The organism is Flavonifractor hominis, assembly GCF_040095835.1.
In the GTDB taxonomy this organism is placed as follows: domain Bacteria; phylum Bacillota; class Clostridia; order Oscillospirales; family Oscillospiraceae; genus Flavonifractor; species Flavonifractor hominis.
In genome coordinates, this window is sequence record NZ_JBBMFT010000002.1 from 25,600 (window position 1) to 45,123 (window position 19,524).

General features: G+C 56.7%; 21 protein-coding genes. 13 read left to right on the forward strand and 8 right to left on the reverse strand.

Features of this window, described 5'->3' with window-relative positions; genetic code table 11:
* Positions 1 to 3 precede the first annotated feature (3 nt).
* The 3 genes from WMO45_RS04395 to WMO45_RS04405 all read left to right on the forward strand — a co-directional run bounded on the left by WMO45_RS04395 (position 4) and on the right by WMO45_RS04405 (position 3,936).
* Positions 4 to 756, forward strand: a complete 753-nt coding sequence (locus tag WMO45_RS04395; RefSeq protein WP_349139354.1) for an ABC transporter ATP-binding protein — start codon at positions 4 to 6, stop codon at positions 754 to 756.
* Positions 753 to 1,979 carry an ABC transporter permease gene (locus WMO45_RS04400; protein WP_349139355.1) on the forward strand — a complete coding sequence of 409 codons (1,227 nt, stop codon included), beginning with the start codon at positions 753 to 755 and terminating at the stop codon, positions 1,977 to 1,979. The genes WMO45_RS04395 and WMO45_RS04400 overlap by 4 nt, the downstream gene beginning before the upstream one ends.
* A gap of 70 nt (positions 1,980 to 2,049) precedes the next feature.
* The gene (locus tag WMO45_RS04405; RefSeq protein WP_349139356.1) at positions 2,050 to 3,936 is read left to right on the forward strand and encodes an S-layer homology domain-containing protein; all 1,887 of its coding nucleotides are present in this window, start codon (positions 2,050 to 2,052) and stop codon (positions 3,934 to 3,936) included.
* Positions 3,937 to 3,992: 56 nt separating this feature from the next.
* Here the strand turns inward: WMO45_RS04405 and WMO45_RS04410 are convergent, their stop codons facing one another.
* Positions 3,993 to 4,262: a translation initiation factor 2 gene (locus WMO45_RS04410; RefSeq protein ID WP_349139357.1), complete on the reverse strand. Its 270-nt coding sequence runs from the start codon at positions 4,260 to 4,262 to the stop codon at positions 3,993 to 3,995.
* 134 nt (positions 4,263 to 4,396) lie between these two features.
* Between WMO45_RS04410 and sleB the strand changes: the two genes are divergently transcribed.
* Positions 4,397 to 5,068: a spore cortex-lytic enzyme gene (gene sleB, locus WMO45_RS04415; RefSeq protein ID WP_349139358.1), complete on the forward strand. Its 672-nt coding sequence runs from the start codon at positions 4,397 to 4,399 to the stop codon at positions 5,066 to 5,068.
* A gap of 89 nt (positions 5,069 to 5,157) precedes the next feature.
* Here the strand turns inward: sleB and WMO45_RS04420 are convergent, their stop codons facing one another.
* The 6 genes from WMO45_RS04420 to WMO45_RS04445 form a co-directional block, all read right to left on the reverse strand.
* Entirely contained in the window at positions 5,158 to 7,314 is a 2,157-nt protein-coding gene (locus tag WMO45_RS04420; RefSeq protein WP_349139359.1) for a stage V sporulation T C-terminal domain-containing protein, read from the reverse strand.
* The gene (locus tag WMO45_RS04425; protein WP_349139360.1) at positions 7,311 to 8,327 is read right to left on the reverse strand and encodes a virulence RhuM family protein; all 1,017 of its coding nucleotides are present in this window, start codon (positions 8,325 to 8,327) and stop codon (positions 7,311 to 7,313) included. Before WMO45_RS04425 ends, WMO45_RS04420 begins: the two co-directional genes overlap by 4 nt.
* Before the next feature lie 139 nt (positions 8,328 to 8,466).
* Complete coding sequence (locus WMO45_RS04430; protein WP_349139361.1) at positions 8,467 to 8,727, reverse strand: hypothetical protein; 261 nt, start codon at positions 8,725 to 8,727, stop codon at positions 8,467 to 8,469.
* A gap of 14 nt (positions 8,728 to 8,741) precedes the next feature.
* Positions 8,742 to 9,809 carry a helicase HerA domain-containing protein gene (locus WMO45_RS04435; protein WP_349139362.1) on the reverse strand — a complete coding sequence of 356 codons (1,068 nt, stop codon included), beginning with the start codon at positions 9,807 to 9,809 and terminating at the stop codon, positions 8,742 to 8,744.
* Entirely contained in the window at positions 9,806 to 11,635 is a 1,830-nt protein-coding gene (locus WMO45_RS04440; RefSeq protein ID WP_349139363.1) for a hypothetical protein, read from the reverse strand. Before WMO45_RS04440 ends, WMO45_RS04435 begins: the two co-directional genes overlap by 4 nt.
* Before the next feature lie 272 nt (positions 11,636 to 11,907).
* The gene (locus WMO45_RS04445; RefSeq protein ID WP_349139364.1) at positions 11,908 to 13,569 is read right to left on the reverse strand and encodes a hypothetical protein; all 1,662 of its coding nucleotides are present in this window, start codon (positions 13,567 to 13,569) and stop codon (positions 11,908 to 11,910) included.
* Positions 13,570 to 14,253: 684 nt separating this feature from the next.
* Here WMO45_RS04445 and WMO45_RS04450 point away from each other — a divergent pair.
* Entirely contained in the window at positions 14,254 to 14,523 is a 270-nt protein-coding gene (locus WMO45_RS04450) for a plasmid mobilization protein (RefSeq protein WP_349139365.1), read from the forward strand.
* On the opposite strand, the gene WMO45_RS04455 is transcribed toward WMO45_RS04450, so the two are convergent.
* Complete coding sequence (locus WMO45_RS04455) at positions 14,512 to 14,982, reverse strand: hypothetical protein (RefSeq protein ID WP_349139366.1); 471 nt, start codon at positions 14,980 to 14,982, stop codon at positions 14,512 to 14,514. The two genes, WMO45_RS04450 and WMO45_RS04455, sit on opposite strands and share 12 nt — an antisense overlap.
* Between WMO45_RS04455 and WMO45_RS04460 the strand changes: the two genes are divergently transcribed.
* The 8 genes from WMO45_RS04460 to WMO45_RS04490 all read left to right on the forward strand — a co-directional run bounded on the left by WMO45_RS04460 (position 14,968) and on the right by WMO45_RS04490 (position 19,502).
* Positions 14,968 to 15,921 (forward strand): amidoligase family protein, encoded by a 954-nt coding sequence (locus tag WMO45_RS04460; RefSeq protein WP_349139367.1) that lies wholly within the window; start codon positions 14,968 to 14,970, stop codon positions 15,919 to 15,921. The two genes, WMO45_RS04455 and WMO45_RS04460, sit on opposite strands and share 15 nt — an antisense overlap.
* 338 nt (positions 15,922 to 16,259) lie before the next feature.
* On the forward strand, positions 16,260 to 16,391 hold the full coding sequence (locus WMO45_RS13665; protein ID WP_353963429.1) for a hypothetical protein: 132 nt from the start codon (positions 16,260 to 16,262) through the stop codon (positions 16,389 to 16,391).
* Between the two features lie 102 nt (positions 16,392 to 16,493).
* Positions 16,494 to 16,772 carry a polysaccharide lyase family 8 super-sandwich domain-containing protein gene (locus tag WMO45_RS13670; protein WP_353963431.1) on the forward strand — a complete coding sequence of 93 codons (279 nt, stop codon included), beginning with the start codon at positions 16,494 to 16,496 and terminating at the stop codon, positions 16,770 to 16,772.
* Positions 16,717 to 17,391, forward strand: coding sequence for a polysaccharide lyase family 8 super-sandwich domain-containing protein (locus tag WMO45_RS04470; RefSeq protein WP_349139369.1), 675 nt, complete (start codon positions 16,717 to 16,719; stop codon positions 17,389 to 17,391). Before WMO45_RS13670 ends, WMO45_RS04470 begins: the two co-directional genes overlap by 56 nt.
* Positions 17,385 to 17,603, forward strand: coding sequence for an Ig-like domain-containing protein (locus WMO45_RS04475; protein WP_349139370.1), 219 nt, complete (start codon positions 17,385 to 17,387; stop codon positions 17,601 to 17,603). Before WMO45_RS04470 ends, WMO45_RS04475 begins: the two co-directional genes overlap by 7 nt.
* Before the next feature lie 159 nt (positions 17,604 to 17,762).
* Positions 17,763 to 17,945 carry a hypothetical protein gene (locus WMO45_RS04480; protein ID WP_349139371.1) on the forward strand — a complete coding sequence of 61 codons (183 nt, stop codon included), beginning with the start codon at positions 17,763 to 17,765 and terminating at the stop codon, positions 17,943 to 17,945.
* Positions 17,906 to 18,427, forward strand: coding sequence for an S-layer homology domain-containing protein (locus WMO45_RS04485; protein ID WP_349139372.1), 522 nt, complete (start codon positions 17,906 to 17,908; stop codon positions 18,425 to 18,427). The genes WMO45_RS04480 and WMO45_RS04485 overlap by 40 nt, the downstream gene beginning before the upstream one ends.
* Before the next feature lie 400 nt (positions 18,428 to 18,827).
* Positions 18,828 to 19,502, forward strand: a complete 675-nt coding sequence (locus WMO45_RS04490; protein WP_349139373.1) for a GntR family transcriptional regulator — start codon at positions 18,828 to 18,830, stop codon at positions 19,500 to 19,502.
* Positions 19,503 to 19,524: the final 22 nt, after the last annotated feature.

The following is a 19,524-nucleotide window of genomic DNA, read 5'->3' on the forward strand; positions in this document are numbered from 1 at the left end:
GCCATGGAACACCTGATTGAACTCAAGGATATTTATAAGATCTACCAGATGGGCGACGAGGCGGTCCACGCTCTGGACGGCATCTCCCTGACCGTGGACCAGGGGGAGTTTGTGGCCATCGTGGGCCAGTCGGGCTCGGGCAAGTCCACGGCCATGAACATCATCGGCTGTCTGGACGTGCCCACCTCCGGCACCTATCACCTGGGGGGCGTGGATGTGTCCACCATGGACGACGACCAGCAGGCCGAGATCCGCAACAAGATGCTGGGCTTCATCTTCCAGCAGTATAACCTGATCCCCAAGCTCAATGTACTGGAAAATGTGGAGCTGCCCCTGCTCTATGCCGGGGTATCCGCCGGCCAGCGGCGGGAGCGGGCCATGAACGCCCTGGAGCGGGTGGGCCTGGCCGAAAAGTATAAAAATCTGCCCAGCCAGCTCTCCGGCGGCCAGCAGCAGCGGGTGTCCATCGCCCGGGCCCTGGCCGGGGAGCCGTCGGTGATCCTGGCCGACGAGCCCACCGGCGCGCTGGACTCCCGCACCGGCCGGGAGGTGCTGGGCTTCCTGCAGAAGCTCAATGCCGAGGGGGACACGGTGGTGCTTATCACCCACGACAACTCCATCGCCGTCAAGGCCAAGCGCATCGTGCGCCTGCAGGACGGAAAGATCATCTACGACGGCGACGCCCACGACCCCCGGGCCGTGGTCCAGCCCGACGCCGAGGGTGAGAACGAGAGCCGGGAGGTGCTGGGCGTATGAAGGTAGGACAGTCCTTCCGCATGGCCATCAAGAGCCTGCTGACCAGCAAGGTGCGGGCCCTGCTGACCATGCTGGGCATCATCATCGGCGTGGCGGCGGTCATCGTCATCGTCTCCCTGGGCAACGGTATGCAGCAGTACATGAACGCCCAGTTCGAGCAGATCGGCGTCAACCTGATCCAGGTCTACATCTACTCCTACGGGGGCAACCGCGAGGTGACTCCGGACGACTTTTACACCCTGGCGGAGAAATACCCCCAGTACATCGACAGCGTCAGCCCCTATCTCAGCGCCAGCGCCACCGTGCGCTGCGGAGCGGATGAGTACAGCCGCACCAGCATCTACGGTGTCAGCGAGACCATGTACAACGCCGAAAAGGGCCAGACTGCCGGCGGCGACAAGCTGGAGGAAGGGCGTTTCCTCAGCTATGTGGACGTGGAGCGCAACCAGAAGGTCTGCGTCATCGGCAGCTACCTCAACGAGGACATGTTTGACGGCAAGGGCCTGGGTCAGACCCTGACGGTGGGTGGCGTGCCCTACACCGTCATCGGCACCCTGGAGGAAAAGGCCGATTCCAGCGAAGGCAGCGGAGACGACCTTATCTACCTGCCCTACGGCATGGTGGAGCAGCTCAACGCCCTCAGCGGCGGCATGGGGATGAAATCCTATCTGGTCACCAGCACCAGCCAGGACACCTCCTCGGCGGCCAAGGGAGTCATCGAGAGCATGCTGCTGCGCATCTATGAGGACTCGGATGCCTATATGGTCATGACGTCGGCCGAGATGATGGATATGATGGACTCCATGCTGGGTGTGCTTATGACCATTCTGGTGGTTATCGCCGCCATCTCGCTGGTGGTGGGCGGCATCGGCATCATGAATATTATGCTGGTTTCGGTCACCGAACGCACCCGGGAGATCGGCATCCGCAAATCTCTGGGCGCCAAAGGCAAGGACATCCGCAGCCAGTTCATCATCGAGGCGGGCACCACCTCCGCCATCGGCGGCGTCATCGGTATTGTGCTGGGCATTGTGCTGGCCAACGTTTTCACTGCCCTGGTGGGAGTTCTGATGAGCAGTGCGGAGGGGTTTGCCGCCATACCCACCGCCGGGGGCATTGCGGTGTCCTTCGGCGTGAGTGTGGGCATCGGTATCCTCTTCGGCTACCTGCCCGCCAACAAGGCGGCCAAACTCAACCCCATCGACGCGCTGCGGTACGATTGACTTGCCTGCCGGCGGCGGTTGGTATATGATAAAGGCACAGGCTTTCATTTCCGTGAGAAGGAGAAAAAAGATGAAACAACGATTGTTATCCGGCCTGCTGGCTGTGGTGCTGGTGCTGGGCCTGCTGGCCCCCGCGGCCCTGGCAGCGGCCCCCACGCAGGACGAGGCGGCCCAGGTCCTGGCCGCCCTGGACATCATGGTGGGCGACGAGAACGGCGATCTGCGCCTGGATGCTTCCATCTCCCGGGCGGAATTCACCAAAATGGCGGTGGCAGCTTCCACCAGCCGGGATTCGGTAGGGGACACGGTCTCCGTCAAGCCCTATCCCGACGTGCCCCAGACCTACTGGGCCGCTCCCTACATCAAGGCGGCGGTGGATCTGGGCCTGGTGCAGGGCGACCTGTACGGCAACTTCAATCCCGAACGCTCCATCACCCTGGCCGAGGGCGTCACCATCGTATTGCGCCTGCTTGGGTATGAGGACGACGCCTTTACCGGCGTGTGGCCCTCCGGTCAGATGGCCCAGTACCGGGCCCTCAAGCTGGACCAGGGCGTGACGGCCGGCCAGGACAGCGCCATGACCCGCCGGGACGCGCTCTACCTCTTTTATAATCTGATGGTCACCAAGAACACCTCTGGGGTCTATTACCTGAACGTTCTGGAGCCCACCCTCAACCTGGTCAACAGCGCCGGTGAGCTGGACCGTGTGGCCCTCATCAACTCCGCCATGGACGGCCCTGTGGTGGCCGGCGCCGGCTGGCAGAGCGCGGTGCCCTTCTCCACGGCCACGGCGAAGGTCTACCGCAACGGCAGCGCCGCAGACCTCAGCGACATCCAGAGCCAGGATGTGGTTTACTGGTCCAAGTCCATGCGTACCATCTGGGCCTACGCCAACAAGGTCACCGGTACCTATGAGGCGGCTTCGCCCTCGGCCAGCAACCCCACCTCGGTCACCGTGGCGGGCAAGAGCTATACCATCGAGACCACCGAGGCGGCCTATGCCCTGTCTGATCTGGGCAGCTGGAAGATCGGGGATACGGTGACGTTGCTGCTTGGCCGCGGCGGAGGCGTGGCGGCGGTGACCCAGGCCCAGGCTGCGGATGGACCGGTGTTCGGCGTCATCACCGCTGTGGAGAACGCCTCCTACGATGACGGGAACAACAGCACCTACACGGCCCGTACCGTTACGGTGTATGCCACCGACGGCAATTCCTACCGCTACCAGTGCAGCGACGAGAATCTGGAGGAGGGCGATCTGGTCCAGGTGGAGAGCGGCAGCCTTCAGGTCCAGCGCCTGAGCCAGGCCAGCCTTACCGGTACCATGAATCAGTCCGGCACCAAGCTGGGGGACTATCCGCTGGCCGACGACGTGGAGATCATCGACACCTATGAGGCCTGCATTCCCATCCGGGTCTATCCCAGCCGGCTGGCCGGGGTAACCTTCACCAGCGGCATGGTTCTTTTCTACTCCATCAACACCCAGGGTGAGATCGACCGGCTCATCCTGAAGGATGTGACGGGGGATCTGCATTCCTACGGCGTGATCACCGAGGTCAATGAGACCGACATCAGTTCTTCCATGGGGTTTGTGCTGGCCTCTTCCTACACCTTTGATGTGGGCGGGCAGAAGCAGGTGTTCGGCTCGGAGAGTGCGGTCTACAACCTGAAAAAGGGCCCCTGCCAGGTCAAGATGGACGGGGCGGCCTCCATTGAGCGGCTGTACGCCCTCACCGAATGCAAGCTGGCCAAGGTCAGCGACCAGATCGCGGTGGGCGAGAACAACCAGCGCTACACCCTGGCGGAGAATGTGGCAGTCTATGTGCTGGACGACGGCACCTACCAGTACTCCAGCCTCTCCCGGGTGAACGGCGGGGATTACACCCTCACCGGCTGGTATGACAAGGCCGAGAGCGCCGGCGGACGCATCCGCGTCATCGTGGCCGAGGCCAAAGACTGATCGAAACCAATGCGCCGGTATCGGGCCAAACGGCCCGATACCGGCGCATCGTTTTATCACAGCAGCATGGCCACGCTCCAGCATACCGTGGTCAGCAGTGCCCCCGCCGCAGCGTAGACCGGGGCCGGGATCTTCCGCCACATCCGGTTCCAGCGGGTGTTGCGGCGTATATAACCGTCGGCCACCCGCCGGGCTTCCTGCAGCACGTCGTCAGCAGTGACGCCCTTGCCGAAGGCATCCTCCTTTACGATAAAAATCGCCTGTTCGAACAGGCGGGGATCGGGGGACTTGACCACAATGACCTGCCGGGACACACCCTTGACCACCAGACGCACATCCTTTCCTGTTTTCTTCCAGTATGACCCCTTTTCAGGCGGACTATTCCAAAAAGATGGCAAGCATTGCCGCTCATATCCGTGCCGCCGCCGCCGTACACTAATCGGGAACGGAGGCGGTAGACATGCAGCACAAACGCAGGCTGGCGGGCGCGCTGGCCATTCTCTTTGCGGTCAACATCGCGATCATTGCCTTGGCCCAGGGAGCCCAGGCGGCCACCTACCGGCAGGGCTCCAGCGGCGAGCAGGTGCGGACCATCCAGACCAAACTGAAAAACTGGGGCTATTACGACGGCGCGGTGGACGGCATCTATGGCAGCGCCACCACCCGGGCTGTGAAGTACTTTCAGCAGAAAAACGGGCTCACCGCCGACGGGGTGGTGGGTCCGGCCACGCTGAAGGCCCTGGGCATGTCCACCGGCGAGAGCGGAGGAACCGCCAGCCAGGCCAACAGTGTGGATCTGCTGGCGCGGGTCATCTCCGCCGAGGCACGGGGAGAGCCCTACAGCGGACAGGTGGCGGTGGGAGCGGTCATCCTCAACCGGGTGGAACACCCCTCGTTTCCCAATACCATTGCCGGCGTGGTGTATCAGCCGGGGGCCTTTACCTGTATGGTGGACGGGCAGTTCAACGAACCGGTGGCGGAGTCCTGTATCCGGGCGGCCCGGGATGCCCTGAACGGGGTCGATCCCAGCGGCGGGGCTATCTACTATTTTAACCCAAACACGGCCACCAGCGCCTGGATCTGGAGCCGGCCGCTCATCAAGGTAATTGGAAACCACCGCTTTTGCGCATAACAGGGAGGACCGGCCCGGCCGGTCCTCTTTGTGCTTATATGCGAGATGAAAAGGCCGCCTTTGCCCGTGGGGCAAAGGCGGCCTGGTGCTCAGCTCTCCATATGGCGGCCCAGAAAACCGGCGATGGTCTGCACCAGTTTGTAATCGGTCTCACTGCTGGAGAGGCTCTCCTCCGTGCTGGCAAAGAGTACGCACCCCAGCACATCCCCCTCGGAGAGGATGGGGGCGGCGCATACGATGCGATAGCGTTCGTTTTCGTCGCTGACCGGGAGAGAGGGAGCGCCCGGCTGGTACTGATAGATCTGCCGGCCCTCCATGATCTGCTCCAGTTCGGATGAGATCCGCTTGTCGCTCAGCTCCCGGCGGGCCGCGCCCGCTACAGCGATGCAGCTGTCCCGGTCGGTGATGACCGCAACCTCGCCGGTGGTCTTGTTCAGCGTTTCGCACATCTGCCCGGAAAAATCACCCAGGCCGCCCATCAGGGAGTATTTTTTGAAAATGACGCCGCCGTCCTTGTCCGTGTAGATCTCCAGCGGGTCGCCGTCACTGATAACATTGGCATGGAACACCTTGTCCGGACGTTTCTGAGACGTCTGAACGATGGTGACAGGTGAGATATGCTCCATGCCTGCCTTAAAATTTACGGTGTCCTCCAGAGTCTCAGACCGAAGGATTGCGTCGATGTCCGCCTGGAGCTGGATCTCCAGGCGGTCCTCGTAGACCTTGATTTGGCGGATGATAAGCTCCAGGTCGTTGCGTTCCAGACGGTCTTTGCTGAGGATATCCCCAAAGACTTCCATGGCAGTGCGGGCGGCCCGGTTCACCTGGATGATGGTGTTGCGCTTATCGGAAAGCATGTCGATCTGGTGGCTGATGCCTTCAATTTTTTTTTGCAGCTCGCCCTCCAGTTCGTCGTAGGTCTGCTCCAGGATCTCATCCTGGTCCGGATGCTTCATCAGGTCCCGTATGCGTTGGCGCTTGGTGACCTTCAGCTCTTCCTGGAGATCGGCCAGTACCTCTGCCAAGTGGTCGGCGCTCTGCTCCGTCTCGGCCATATCCTCCTGTTCATGGGCCAGGTCCTCATTGAGCCGTTGGAGCATGTCCATGGAGTGATCCATCACCTTCCGGACATAGCTCTTGAGCAGTTCATCCAGTTTGTCCGCCCGGATGTGGTGGGAGGTACAGCCTGCCCGGCCGCGGCGGTGGTAGGTGCCGCAGGTGTAGGCGCTCTTCAGGTCTCTGCGGCTCATGGCAAACATAGGGCTGCCGCAGTCCCCGCACACCAGAAAACCGGAGTACACATTGTCGTATTTCTTGACGCCCCGGTAGTTGGAGGTGGTGCGCTTCTCCCGCAGCGCCCGGGTGGTGGCAAAGGTGCGGTAGTCGATGATGGCTTGGTGGTGGTTTTCGATGACCACTTGCTCCCCCTCGTCCTGCCGGATGTCCTTACCGTTGATTTTTTTACGGGTGTATTTCCCCTGGCGCAGGGTGCCGATATAGAAGTCGTTGTCCAGAATGCCCTGCACCGTTACGATGGCCCAAACGGGCTTGACCGTCCGGCTGTACGCCTCCCCAGCGGCTTCCTTCCGGTCCCGCTCGGCCATACGGGGGGTGGGGATGCCCTGATCGGTGAGGTAGTTGGCGATCTTCTTATAGCCCCAGCCCTCGTCGTTGTAGAGGCGGAAGATGGTGCGCACGATGTCCGCCTCGGTGGGGACGACCTCGAACGCCTGCCGCTTGTTGACGATGTACCCGTAGGGGGCGGCGCAGATCCACTTGCCGTCGGCCTGCCGCCGTTTGATGACGTTCTTCACCTTTTTAGACGTGTCGGTGACAGGCATCTCGTTGATAAGAAACTGAAACTGGATCTTCAGCCAGTCGTCGTCGTTGGGAAAGTCGATGCCGTCCCCGATGGAGATGATACGCACCCCGGCATCCCGCAGATCCTCCAGTTCCACCAACCCCCGGCTGTTGCGCCGGGAGAAGCGGGAGAAGTCCTTGACGATGAGTATGTCATATTTGTGGCTCATCAGCCCCTTCCGCATGGTCTGATAGCCATCCCGCTGCTCGAAGGTGTAGCCGGAGCGGTCCCGGTCCTCGTAAAAGGTGAGGGCACTGTCCGGGAATTTCTGCTTCACAAAGTCCTGGATGATGGCTTTCTGGTTTTCAATGGACACATTGTCCCGGTCCAGTTCGTCGTCCACCGAGATGCGAGTATAGCCGGCGATATCAAATTTCTCAATCAAGGGTTCTCACCGCCTTTCAAGTACTGCTCCATGGCCCGGTCAAACTCTGAGATATAGTTCCTGTCCTGCTGTTTGCGGAACTCAGCGTAGATATCTCCAACCTTTTTCACGGCCTCCTCCCGGGAGATATGCCCCTTGCCCTCCAGCACGTTCCGGCGGTTGTTGGTGAGGAAACGGTCTGTCTCGTGGAGCCAGTCCTCCATGCTCATGAGCTGCTCGTCCTCCGCCATCAGCTCGGCGTAGTCGATGAACATGGTCACCAGCCGGTTGAGCCGGGAGATCTCTTTCTCGTTGAGGTAGTTTTTTGCCACCAGGGTGTCGCTTTTCAAAATTTTTCCGCCCGGTGCACCCTTCCAAGTAGTAAGGCCCATGGTGGGGCTGTCCAGGGTGGCCCGCTCGGCAATCAGCTCCGCCGCCGTCTTTCCGGTGACGGCGAAGTGGAGTTTGTTCTGCACGAAGGCGTAGAAGTCCCTGGTGGTCTGGCTGTTTTTGTCGTAGTCATAACTGCACTGCTCAAAGACGTCCGCGATTTTCTGATAGGCCCGGCGCTCGCTGGCCCGGATCTCGCGGATGCGCTCCAGCAGTTCGTCGAAGTAATCCCGGCCGAAGGGTCTTCCGTTTTTCAGCATCTCGTCATTGAGGACAAAGCCCTTCTGGATGTACTCCCGCAGTGTTTTTGTGGCCCACTGACGGAACCGGGTAGCCTTTTTGGAGTTGACCCGGTAGCCCACGGCGATGATGGCGTCCAGATTGTAGCACTGGGTCATGTAATTTTTGCCGTCAGCGGCAGTTACCGAGATTTTCTCGGTAACTGCTTTTTTGTCTAATTCCTCCTCTGAGAAAATGTTTTTCAGATGCAGGGAGATATTGTCTGCCGTACAGCCAAAGAGTTCCCCCATGGCTTTTTGCGTCAGCCAGAAGGTTTCATCCTTGAAGATGACACTGACAAATTCCTTCTCGCCGCCGTTATCATACAGAAGGATTTCACCGTACTTGGATCGTTCGTTTTCCATGCCGCCCTCCCTTAACAATATAATTTCAAAGTTTCGTTCTATTTGTAGATAACATTGTACATTGGAACGCGCAAAATAGCAAGCGGAAAATAAAAAATAAGGGGGAGACAGTACCAGGCCGCCTCCCCCTTACCATACATCACATTTGCAGAGATACCCCCGCCTGCTTTGCTGCCCGGACCTCCTTTTCCGCCAGACGCCGCCGGTTGTAGACTAGCAGATCTCGGGTTTGCTGGTACAGATCCGCCTCTCCGGACAAAAATACCGCTACCATGTATTTCTGCGCCTTATACTGCTGATAGATCGGCTTCAGTGACTCCCGAAACACCGGGTCATTATTTTCTTCCTTGGTCAGCCAGAGCTCTACGATCTTGCTCTGCTCTCTTACTTCCATGTGCAATTGGCGATCAACTCCTATCCAATATTTTCTTTTGTATGGAAAAAATTATTCATGTTGACCAATTTCGGGTCAAGGCGAGGGGAGACAGAGACCAGGACTGGAACATGTCCCTGGCGCTGCCAGAGGAACTGCCCGACCCGTAGGGACTGGAGGAGCCGCCGGTACTTGCTGACCTCGGTACGATCTCCCGGACAGAGCGTTCTGGCCAAGCGGGCAATGCCGCAGTCGTCCGGCCGGAAATGGGCTTGGAGAGCGGCCTGATGCAGTGCGGAGACGGCAGGCCCCTTGCTGAGCCACTGGGAGCAGAACCAGCCGGCCATGTCGAACTTCCGGCCCTCACGCAGGATGCGTATGGCCATGCCGTTCTCGCCCCAGCAGAGCCCCTGGCACTCATCCAGGACAACGATTAGAGGGACGGAAGGTGCTAAACTCTCGGAGCAGCGCTGCGTCCAGACGGTCTGGAGAATCATCTCTATCAAGATCGCACGCAACTTTTGGCTCAGGACCTGGCTTAGGTCTAAGACCAGGAGGCCGGGGGAGGTGAGGTCTACGCTGATAGGCTGGTCTCCGCAGCGGACCAGGTAAGCGACCAGCTCCACGGAGTCCGCAACGGTCTCAGATACGGGCTTCTGAGAGGACAGGCTGTAAACATACTGGGATAGGCCGACAAGGGAGGGGACGCCGGATTCGACCTTCAGGTAGGACTGCGTGACTTGTAGGAGTTCCAGAGCCGCCCGCGGCCCCATTCGGCACACCTGCTCCAGCAGTCCAAGGAGATGCTGGGCACATGCGACGCTGTCCTGGCCGGCGCGGGCCAGGGGATTCAGAGTGAACGCGGGACCCATCACGTCCACACAGCGGAAAGAGACGCCATCGGGGGGCGTGCAGCTGCGAAAGTCGGAGGAGCTGTCCAGGACAAGACAGAGCGCATCCTGCTCTAACGCCTGCCAGACTAGCTGCTTCAGGAAGGAGGATTTCCCGCTGCCGCTCTGGCCGGAGATATACACATGGGGATTGGGAGGCTCCTTCAGCCAGACCTTGGTGCCGGATGGGCTGCGCCCCAAGCAGAGCTCCAGATTCATAGGTCCACCTCGTCTTTGAGAAAAAGTGGGTCGCCGAAGGTCTCGAACACACTGCGCTTGACCTTGTAAACAGAGACTGTGTCCCGGACTCCGTAGACGTTCCATACACTGACCCGGGTCATCCGGGTCTCTGCATTGATCGGGCTCCCGCACAGCATGCCGGCATCTGCTAGCGCGCGCAGAAGGTCTGGGCGGCTCTGAGAAAGGGTCTGACAGATGAGCCGGAAGGCCGGGGTCGGGAAGTAGAGATACTCATTGTCAAAGTATACGAGGGTATCATCTGCAGGACGGCTGACATGGGTGGTGGGGCAGACGGCCAGGATGCCGCTGCGGATATGGGACCGGACCACATCCACGAAGTCGCGGAGGTCAGAGGAGCTGTCCTGCCCCCTCAGGGAGGCGCGGGAGAGCAGATCAAGCAGGTGGTCCATGCGCTCCTCCTGGGGGGAAGTCCAGATTGATGAGGCGGATATGGCATCATAGGCATCATAGAACCCGTACACGAATTCATCGAGGGCGGCCATGATGCCCCACAGGTGCAGACAGGGCTCACTCAGTGCCTCACCAGACAGCTTCAGAGCCTCCAAGCTCCATGCCTGCAGTGCGGACTTCAGACAATCTATGTGCTTCTGTGTGTAGGAGGTAAAGGCGGAGAGATAGTCCTGCCGGTACTGGAGAAGCGCAGTGCGATCGATCCAAAGCTTCCGGTCCAACTGCTCCTGGGTCAGCTCGAGGAGCATGAGTTCCGGGCTGCAGCTCAGCGAGGAGGACTGCCCCGAGAGGACGACCGGCAGAGCCAGGAGGGGAAGGTACTTGGTTTCCCTCTTGTGCTTCCAGGGGATCTGACCGGTGACGAGGACCTTCGCGAAGGCACCGGCGTTTGCCATCGCGTCGCTGGTCCGATACTCGTCCAGAATGAAGAGCGGCTGGTCTTTCCTGGAGAGAATGTGGTCAGTGAAGAGGTCGGGAGCGACGCTGAGAGAGACCGTGGGGTCTCCGTACCAATTCAGAAGGCTCTTTAGATAAGTCGCGCAGCCCCCGTCCGTGGTGAAGATGCTGAGGCCCATGGGCAGAGGGAACGAGAGTTGCTCCAGCAGCGAGTACAGCGCCGCTGCGTGGAACCACAGGAAGAGGTGCCAGCGGAGAGGTTCGTCGCGCACGACCTCAAAGAGCGGGCAGAACTTTTCCACCGCAGTTGCCGCGGAAGCGGCGGAAATGCTGTTGGTAATGGAAGCGTCGATCTCCTGTCCCTGATTTGACCTGTGGGTCACAAAGCCGGGAAAGAAGGTGAAGCGGAGATCACCTTGCCATCCAGCGTAGTAATCCAGAGAGATGTGCTGTACGACTCGAGAGATGGCTGAGCGGAGCAGGCTGGCAGTGTTCTTGGTGGAGCGGCGGAGTTTGACACTGACGCTGGGGCTCTCCTGAAAAGCATTGACCAGCGCGGAGTCGGCGAAGTAGTGCTCCTCGTCCAGGATCAGCGGTTCGGAGATCCGGAAAAGATGGAGTGAGTAAAAGGGTGGCATGGCATACGGCGGTTTGGGTACGACATGGAGCGCGGAGCAGACGTACGTGTTCATGAGCAGTAGAGCATTGTTGTGCTTCCCACTGGTATAGGTGCAGAAATCATCGAAGACTGCGGTATCGCTGAAAGCTTCCTCTGCCGTATTTTTCTGAGCCAGCTGCTGTTGGAGCTGAGCGTTAGCAGCAGTTGCGCGGAAGAGGGCGTTGGTAAGACCCATAATCTGCTCCGCAAACTGCGGCGGGACCATGAGTGTACCCTGATAGCCATAACAGCCAGTAGGGACGGCAAGGGGGTAGTACATAGTAGCTCCTTTCTTGCTTTGGGCAGGTTGGTTGGACGTCCGGACCGTCAGCTCAGAGTTGGTGGAGAGGCTCTGGGGCCCCGCCTGCCTGAGCACACTTATGATACGACACGCAGAAAAGAAACTACATAAATAATACATAATATGTTTTTTATGTCGCATTATTAAGGCGAAATGGGGGCTACCGGCGCGGCTACAAATAAAAAACCGTCGTGCAACTCATGCACGACGGTAAAGAAAAAATTAGGATTTCGCTGATGGGAGAATAGAGATCACGGGTCTTTTTGTGGGGAAGCCGATATGTTCGATATATCGGTGATGATAGACGGAAGCTCCCGTTCTACGACGATTTGCAGAAGCCACATGACAAAACTGCAGAGAAAGAGAGAAAAAAACTGAGCGACTTTTTGGAGCGAATATTGAAACGTCGGGTCCTCGATGACCTGAGTGTAGTAATTAAATGCAGCCTTTATTATCTCCAATGAGGGGAAGGGTGGCCTTTTATTGAAAAAATTCGCCGCTGTATTGAATTTCTGGTACAGACATTCCAGCGGAATCGTGGGCCAGAATGAGTCTTCCTCGAACGGTAAGGCAGGCTCACCGACGATGCAGCTCCAGGCCTGGCTACAAAGTGCCGATAGAGCCTTAATCTCTTTCTGAACGCAGGTATACCGCTCCACTATCTCTTCCTTGGTTTCTGCTGTTACAAAGATATCATCAGAGGTACGCCGCAGTTTTATTCTTTCATGTAAATTATATTTGTCAAGTGCCAAATAAGTGGCAGATTCCTGGAAGGCCCGCTGAAAAAGGAAAGCTATCGCTTGCTCAACAGGGGCCAGGTGCCGGGCAATAAGATTGTCGATCAGATACGACCTATAGTTATGATATGAGACCCCAGGCTTGGGATTCGGATTATAGCTGTAAAAGCAGTTGCAGAAATCGATAGCAGGACTCCAGTACTGTTTACAGCGTTCCAGGATATAACCCTCTAGTTCGACAGTGTCAGGGAAGAAGGTCGGATTCAGGTAGGACTGGAGCTTCAGATACTCCTTTTCAAAACCGGAAACCACAGACTTCGAGGACAGGTTTGATAAGTAGCTACGGCGTGCTTGCATCAGAAGCGCATGGCTGTAGGTCTTCGATGAAGTCAAGTCGTGGAAGGCACGCTCCATTTTGAACTGACTATCAGAGAAGTTATTATCTACACAATAGTAAGGAACGGAACTGTTTCCGTCGCGCTGTGGCTTCCGGTGGGCCAGCAGACATTGCAGCATATGCACCAAGGCTTGCTCTGAAGATGCGGAAGATGGATACTCTCGCTCGGACGGCTTTTTTGAAGACAGAAGGTTGATCTTATCATCTAGCAGGAACAAAAGATCAGAGATGAGTGCAACCTGATTCTCAGGAGACTCATATTTGACAAGCTGCTGCAGCCGCTGATAGCGTGGGACCACTTGGTCTTCCCATAAGTTTTCCAGAGCGAGCCGGCCAAATGTGGAATCCTGGAAAAGCTTATGACGGCAGAAATCGTTTTCATCTTCCTCGGAAGGATCGTGTGGAGGGGCTACCCGTTCACACAGTTCGCGGCACAGCGCATGAAGAAAACGGTCCATCGTGTTCTCGGAGTGGACAGGTCTGTTGAGGCGAAAGTCGTCCCGAAACTCGGGAGAAAATATCAGCCTGTAGAAGCAGGACAAGAGTGGGACGGCTTCCAAGGGAATAGGCAGAGCGTTGTCACGGTCATCAAGAAATAATTCGGACAACGCTTTTTTGAACATCTGATTGTGAAGCAGGTATTTCTTGATCGTGCGATAGTCTAGCCCTAACATTTTGGAAAACTCAGAGTAAGAATAGTCGATGGGGAAGATTTTGCGTGAGCCACTCTGATGCCAACGAAAGGAATCTGTGGACGGCGGTGGTGTGTTCTGTGCCATATAGTGGGCCTCCTTGCTGTTATTCGTTTTTATATACCATATATCGTTGTGCAGGATCGTGCAAGAGGGAATTGGGCCCGGGGCAAGACAGGGGTAATATGGTACTTGAGAAGACGTTCAGAAGCTAGGTTTTTGGACGAACCTGGCTATCTTGCAGACGACAGCACCTGTTTTGATCCCATCGAAAAGAAAACCTAGCAACGAGGAGCGCTCGCCCTTGCTCACAGACACCCGCTCGGCTGGGTCTCAGAGCGGTGTCGCAGGTTGCCGGTGATTGTCAGAGAAAGGCCCTGGCGTACCAGTTTGGCACGCTAGGGCTTACTTTCTATCAAGGCAATAATATATATTTAAAAGTCTGGCCGCTTACGGTACTCGGTCGGTTGATTGTTCCGCAAGCAAAAATAAATTTCTATAACGACTAAACATATATGTAGGGAAATGTAGTACAAAAAACATTTCCTTGCTCATGCTTTCCCAGATATACGGCCTGGAATTCTACTGTTGTTTTAGCCTCTTTCCTCTCTTATCTCAGTTTCTCTTCTCTATTTTAGTCGATTTGTTTTCTTGTCCTTGCTTCTCTTATCTGATTTATGCCTCTATAAGCCTATTTATCAGTAAGATACAATATTATCCTAAGCATTTATCCGTATGTTACTGTGAAATCATAAAATATCGGAGGTCCATATGAAAAAGAAGTCCAATACCATACAGGTCAGATTGAATGACCAGGAATATCAAACTCTTTTACAGGAATGTTCCAAAAGTGAAATGCAAATAAGCGCCTATGTCCGCGCTTGTCTGGCGGGAAGTCATGTCACAGAGATGGAAAACAGGCGTGAGATTGAAATCAAGTTGGTGGAGATGTACTCCATATTGAATCAAGCAGCAGACAGCGAGTCGAAAAGTGAACTCATGGAAAGGATGAATGATATATGCCGCTACTTAAAATCGTAGACGAATCCTAACCCTGGCGAAGATCTGTATCCCTTTGACGGACTGGAACTTTGTGCGCACTGCCTGGACGAGCGGACGCTGCTCTGCCGCCACTGCGGGGAGCGAATTTGGGAGGAGGACAACGCGGGCAGCAGCGAGGTCCCCATCTGCCAGAGATGCTACGATGACCACTACACCAACTGTTGCCGGTGCGGAACGCTGCTCCACGAGTCCCAGGCCTACTACGCCGAAGACGACGACTATGACGAATCCCCGTACTGCTCGGGCTGTTTCCACACCCTGTCCGACGCCTCTCCCATCCACGACTATTATTACAAACCCAAACCTGTTTTCTATGGGACAGGCCCACGCTTCTTCGGTGTGGAACTGGAGATCGACGGAGCAGGCGAGCTCAAAAAGCACGCCCGCTTGCTGCTGGAGGTGGGTAATCAGGAGGGCGAGTATTTGTACATCAAGCACGATGGTTCCCTGGATGACGGCCTGGAGCTGGTGACCCACCCAGCGAGTCTGGACTACCAGCTCCACCATGTTCCCTGGGCAAAGCTGTGCGGGAAGGCGGTGTCTCTGGGCTACCTCAGCCACCAGGCCAATACCTGCGGCCTGCACGTCCACGTGAGCCGGAGTGCCTTTGGCGCTGAGAGTTGGGAACAGGATCTGGCCATCGCCAGGGTACTCTATTTCTTTGAGAAACACTGGGAAGAGCTGCTGAAGTTTTCCCGCCGGACACCCCGGCAACTGGAACGGTGGGCGGCCCGCTACGGCTACAAGGAGCAGCCCATGGAGATCCAGGACTACGCCAAGAAAGGCTACCATGGCGGCCGTTATACCTGCGTCAATCTGCAAAATCCGGATACCGTAGAGTTCCGGATGTTCCGTGGGACGCTGAAAGTCAATACGATCTTCGCCACATTGGAGATGCTGAACTGCATCTGCGATGCGGCGATTTTTTTATCCGATGACGAAATGAAATCCCTGGCCTGGACTACGTTTGTTTCCGGTATCCAGACGGATCAATATCCGGAACTGATACAGCACCTGAAGGCCGTCCTAAAAAATCTAGAGTGGCTGCAGGTGGCACTCCAGACCGGCGAGACGGAGTTTCCGACAGAAAAGCGTGAGAAGATCATGGTGCCGTTCCGTGCGTTGCCGGTCATTCTGGGAAGCAAGGGATCTCGGCTGAGTGGTTGGCCGGATATGATCGCTGTCCGGGTATCCAGGGTTGATTTTGACACGGACCTTTGTGAAAAAGTGATGGGGTCCAGCGGATTTGGCGAGGAGTACTGGGCGGCGCTGACGGGATATGTCGGGGAACGGATACCCCAATTGCAGGCGTACCTCCGGGAAGGTATCGTGTACGCACGCCGGGCAGCAGATGACCAGAATTTGAGTTCTGTCTGAGGGGCGACTTTGGGGACCCTCCGGGGGTTGTATCGATTCCTGCGTAGCTTTTATCGATATCTCTCCCTCTCCCTGAATAAGTTGGTCGGCAACGAATGGGAGGAGTGTCTCCTCTTGGCCCTGGAGGAGAGCGAAGCCCCGCAGACGGCCCTGGATGGGCAAGCGGAGTACTTTGCGAAGTCAGCCGCTACTCCAACCCCAACTATCTGGTGGTCGCCCAGATTATCCGCAGCATCGCCCACATGAGCGAGGTGATGGATGGGGAATATCAAGGAGTGGGCCAAGTCCCTGATCGAGGATATCCTGGCAAATGAGAGTCTCCAGCCCCGTGGCCCCTGGTGGGTTACTACAAATTCCCCGGCATGGCCCGTGTGGCTCAACACAGCGAGGAGTACTCCTTTGGCTTAGCCATATACGGCTGGAACAACAAGAACTACGAAGAGGTTAACGGCGAGGGCTTCAATATGTAGCACACTGCCGATGGCATGCTCTATCTTTACAATGCCGATTGGGAGAAGTAGGCCGACAACTTCTGGGGTACAGTGGATCATCAGTGCCTCCCCGACACCACCGTGGGCCGCTGGGACAAGCCATCCAATTATCTCCTTGAGCAGAAGAACAAGTATGCCACAGTGGGTGGCACCGATTTCTTTGGACAGTACGGCGCCAGCGCCTTCGAGGTCGACAACGGGGCGCACTCCAAGAAGTCCTACTTCTTCTTCGATGATAAGGTGGTGCTCTTGGGCTCCGATATCTCCTCTACCAGCTACCAGCGGCAACCCTGTAGAGAGCATCGTGGAGAACTACAAGGCCGAGCTGGACCTGAGCAACACCGTCACGGTGGACGGTAAGGTCCAGAACTGTGGCGAAACGGACGAGTTTAACGGCAAGCATGAGGACGTCCACTACATCTATATGGAGGGCAACGTGGAGGGCGCCGATGTGGGCTATGTGTTCCCCGGCGGCGCAGATGTCACAGGCCTACGTGAGACCCGCACTCAGAAGTGGACGCTCATGAACACCTATGATAAGTTCTACTACGATGATGATGTGACCAACAGCTTCATCACCATGTATCTGGAGCACGGGGCCAATCCCGTCGATGCTTCCTACCAGTACATTATCCTGCCCAGCAAGAGCGAGGCGGAGACCGCCGATTACAGCACCAACGCCGATGTGGAGATTCTGGCCAATACGGATACAGTCCACGCGGTGCGGGAAAAGACCCTGGGCATCACGGCGGTCAACTTTTTTGAGGCCGGCGATTGCCCTGAGGCCCAGGTATCTGTGGATAAGCTTGCCAGTGTCATGTTTGGTACCGATGAGAGTGGCTGCCTGACGGTCTCTGTGGCTGACGTGACCAATAAGGCAGAGGGTACTATCACGGTCACGCTGAGCTTCACGGTGGATAGGATCCCGTCTGGCAATGTACTGTTACGGTGGAGCATAAAGAGGATAGCACTGTGCTGACCGTGGATGTGACCGGCAGCCGTGGACAGTCCCGCACGGTCACGTTTGCCGCCGCACCAGTCCTTGTTGAGAGTGTGGGCATGAACAAAGATAGTCTAATCCTGGAGGAGGGCCACACCTACACCCTGACCGCCACCGTCCTGCCTGAGATCGCCACCAACAAGACCGTGACCTGGAGTAGCAGCGACATCGACGTGGCCACCGTGGATTAGAGAGGCAAGACCCTGGCCAAGAATCCCGGCACTGCGACCATCAACGTGACCACTGTGAACGGCGGCCATACCGCTACTTGTACGGTCACAGTTTACAAGCACGATGACGACGGCAGCTCCAGCAGCCGTCCCTAGCCCTGTTACGATGTGGAACTGGATGTGACGGGCGGCTCTGCCAAGGTGTCCAACACCCGTTCCAAGGCGGGTGACCGTGTGACCGTAACCCTGCGGCCCGACACCGGCATAGAGCTGGAGTGCATTGAGGCCTTCACTGAGGACGGCGACACCGTCAAGCTGACCAGGTGGACGAGTACACTTTCCGCCAGCCTGCCGACGATGTGACCGTCCGGGTGGTCTTCATGACCGTGGAGACCGAGCCGGAGGTGGGGTTTGGCGATGCGAAGGATATTGACTGGTTCTCCGCGGCTGTGGACTACGTGGTGGAGAAGGGCCTGATGCAGGGTGTGGGTGCTGACCTGTTCCAGCCCCAGGGCCTGACCGACCGTGCCACGGTCGTAACGATCCTCTACTGCCCGGAAGGCGAGCCTGCCGTGACCAGTGGCCAGAGCTTCCCAGATGTGGCTCCCGACACCTGGTACGCCAAGGCGGTCCGCTGGGCCTCTTCCGATGGCATCGTGGTCGGCTATGCTGACGGGACATTCAGCCCCACCGACACCGTGACCCGTGAGCAGTTGACTGCTATCCTGTACCGCTATGCGGGCAAGCCCGCTGTAGAGGGCGAGAGCAAGACTTTCGTCGATTCCAAGACCTGCTGGATTCCACTGACGCCGCTGCCTGCGCTGAGATGGCCCAGATTCTCATGAACTTCTGTGAGAATGTGAAGTGAGTCTGGGCTGAGTGAGCGGCGAACAGATCCGGTAAAAACAGACGGCGATAAGATGCCCCCCTGATGTAGGAGGCTATATCGGAAGGTATTACTATATATAGTAGAAAATGCATATATTTTGAGGTTCGGTAGTCCCAAATGCTCGATACCCATAAAGTAATTTTGTGCTGGTGCAGGAACATTGGCTTTTCCTTATCCTTTTCGGTTGTGCACAAAAAAACAGACAGAAATAAGACAATAGTAACAAAAATGAAGGAAAAGCGTTTGGAATAATTGACTTTATAAATAAAGAATGCTAGAATTCTAGAAAAGAAACGGTAGTTTTATTGTTTTCCTTGAAGGAAAACGATAGGAGCGTACCGGCGGGAGGATATGGGATGCACATACCAGAACAGGTACCTGGCGAATCTGGACGCAGCTATGCACTACGGGCCATCAAGGAGAATATCATCCGGCTGGATCTAACACCTGGGACCCGTGTCAGCGAGAGCGCCTTGGCGGCAGAGTTAGGGCTGTCACGGACGCCGGTAGGTGAGGCGCTCAACGAATTATCCAAGAGCAAGATCGTAGAGGTGTATCCACAAAAGGGAAGCATTATCGCCTTGATCGACTACGAATTGGTAGAGGAAGCCCGCTTTATCCGAGAGGTACTGGAGTGCGCAGTGGTGGAATTGGTATGTCTCCAGGCTGAGCCCGAGGATCTGCATAGCTTGAGTGAAAACGTAAAACTGCAAAAGTACTACTTGAGTAATTCGGACCCGGATATGTTGCTCCAACTGGATGATCGATTTCACCGCACATTATTCACGATCGCACGGAAACCCCAGGCCTATGCCATGATGGAGAATACCGCTGTTCACTTCGACCGGGTACGCAGTATGTCGTTATCCACCTTAAAAGATTTGAAGATCGTTCAAGATCACGAGGCAATCTTGACGGCTATTACACGGAGGGAGGTGGACCAGGCCAGAAAGCTGATGAAGTGCCACTTGAACCGCTACAAAGTAGATAAAGCTGCTATCCGGGCACGGTATCCAGACTATTTTACTTGAGGTCAAGGTTTGCACTAACTAG

Excerpts from the sequence above, each read along its gene's own strand:
- WMO45_RS04395 (WP_349139354.1), top strand. The coding sequence starts at position 4 with ATGGAACACCTGATTGAACTCAAGGATATTTATAAGATCTACCAGATG.
- WMO45_RS04400 (WP_349139355.1), top strand. The coding sequence starts at position 753 with ATGAAGGTAGGACAGTCCTTCCGCATGGCCATCAAGAGCCTGCTGACC.
- WMO45_RS04405 (WP_349139356.1), top strand. The coding sequence starts at position 2,050 with ATGAAACAACGATTGTTATCCGGCCTGCTGGCTGTGGTGCTGGTGCTG.
- sleB (WP_349139358.1), top strand. The coding sequence starts at position 4,397 with ATGCAGCACAAACGCAGGCTGGCGGGCGCGCTGGCCATTCTCTTTGCG.
- WMO45_RS04425 (WP_349139360.1), bottom strand. The coding sequence starts at position 8,327 with ATGGAAAACGAACGATCCAAGTACGGTGAAATCCTTCTGTATGATAAC.
- WMO45_RS04435 (WP_349139362.1), bottom strand. The coding sequence starts at position 9,809 with ATGAATCTGGAGCTCTGCTTGGGGCGCAGCCCATCCGGCACCAAGGTC.
- WMO45_RS04440 (WP_349139363.1), bottom strand. The coding sequence starts at position 11,635 with ATGTACTACCCCCTTGCCGTCCCTACTGGCTGTTATGGCTATCAGGGT.
- WMO45_RS04445 (WP_349139364.1), bottom strand. The coding sequence starts at position 13,569 with ATGGCACAGAACACACCACCGCCGTCCACAGATTCCTTTCGTTGGCAT.
- WMO45_RS04450 (WP_349139365.1), top strand. The coding sequence starts at position 14,254 with ATGAAAAAGAAGTCCAATACCATACAGGTCAGATTGAATGACCAGGAA.
- WMO45_RS04490 (WP_349139373.1), top strand. The coding sequence starts at position 18,828 with ATGCACATACCAGAACAGGTACCTGGCGAATCTGGACGCAGCTATGCA.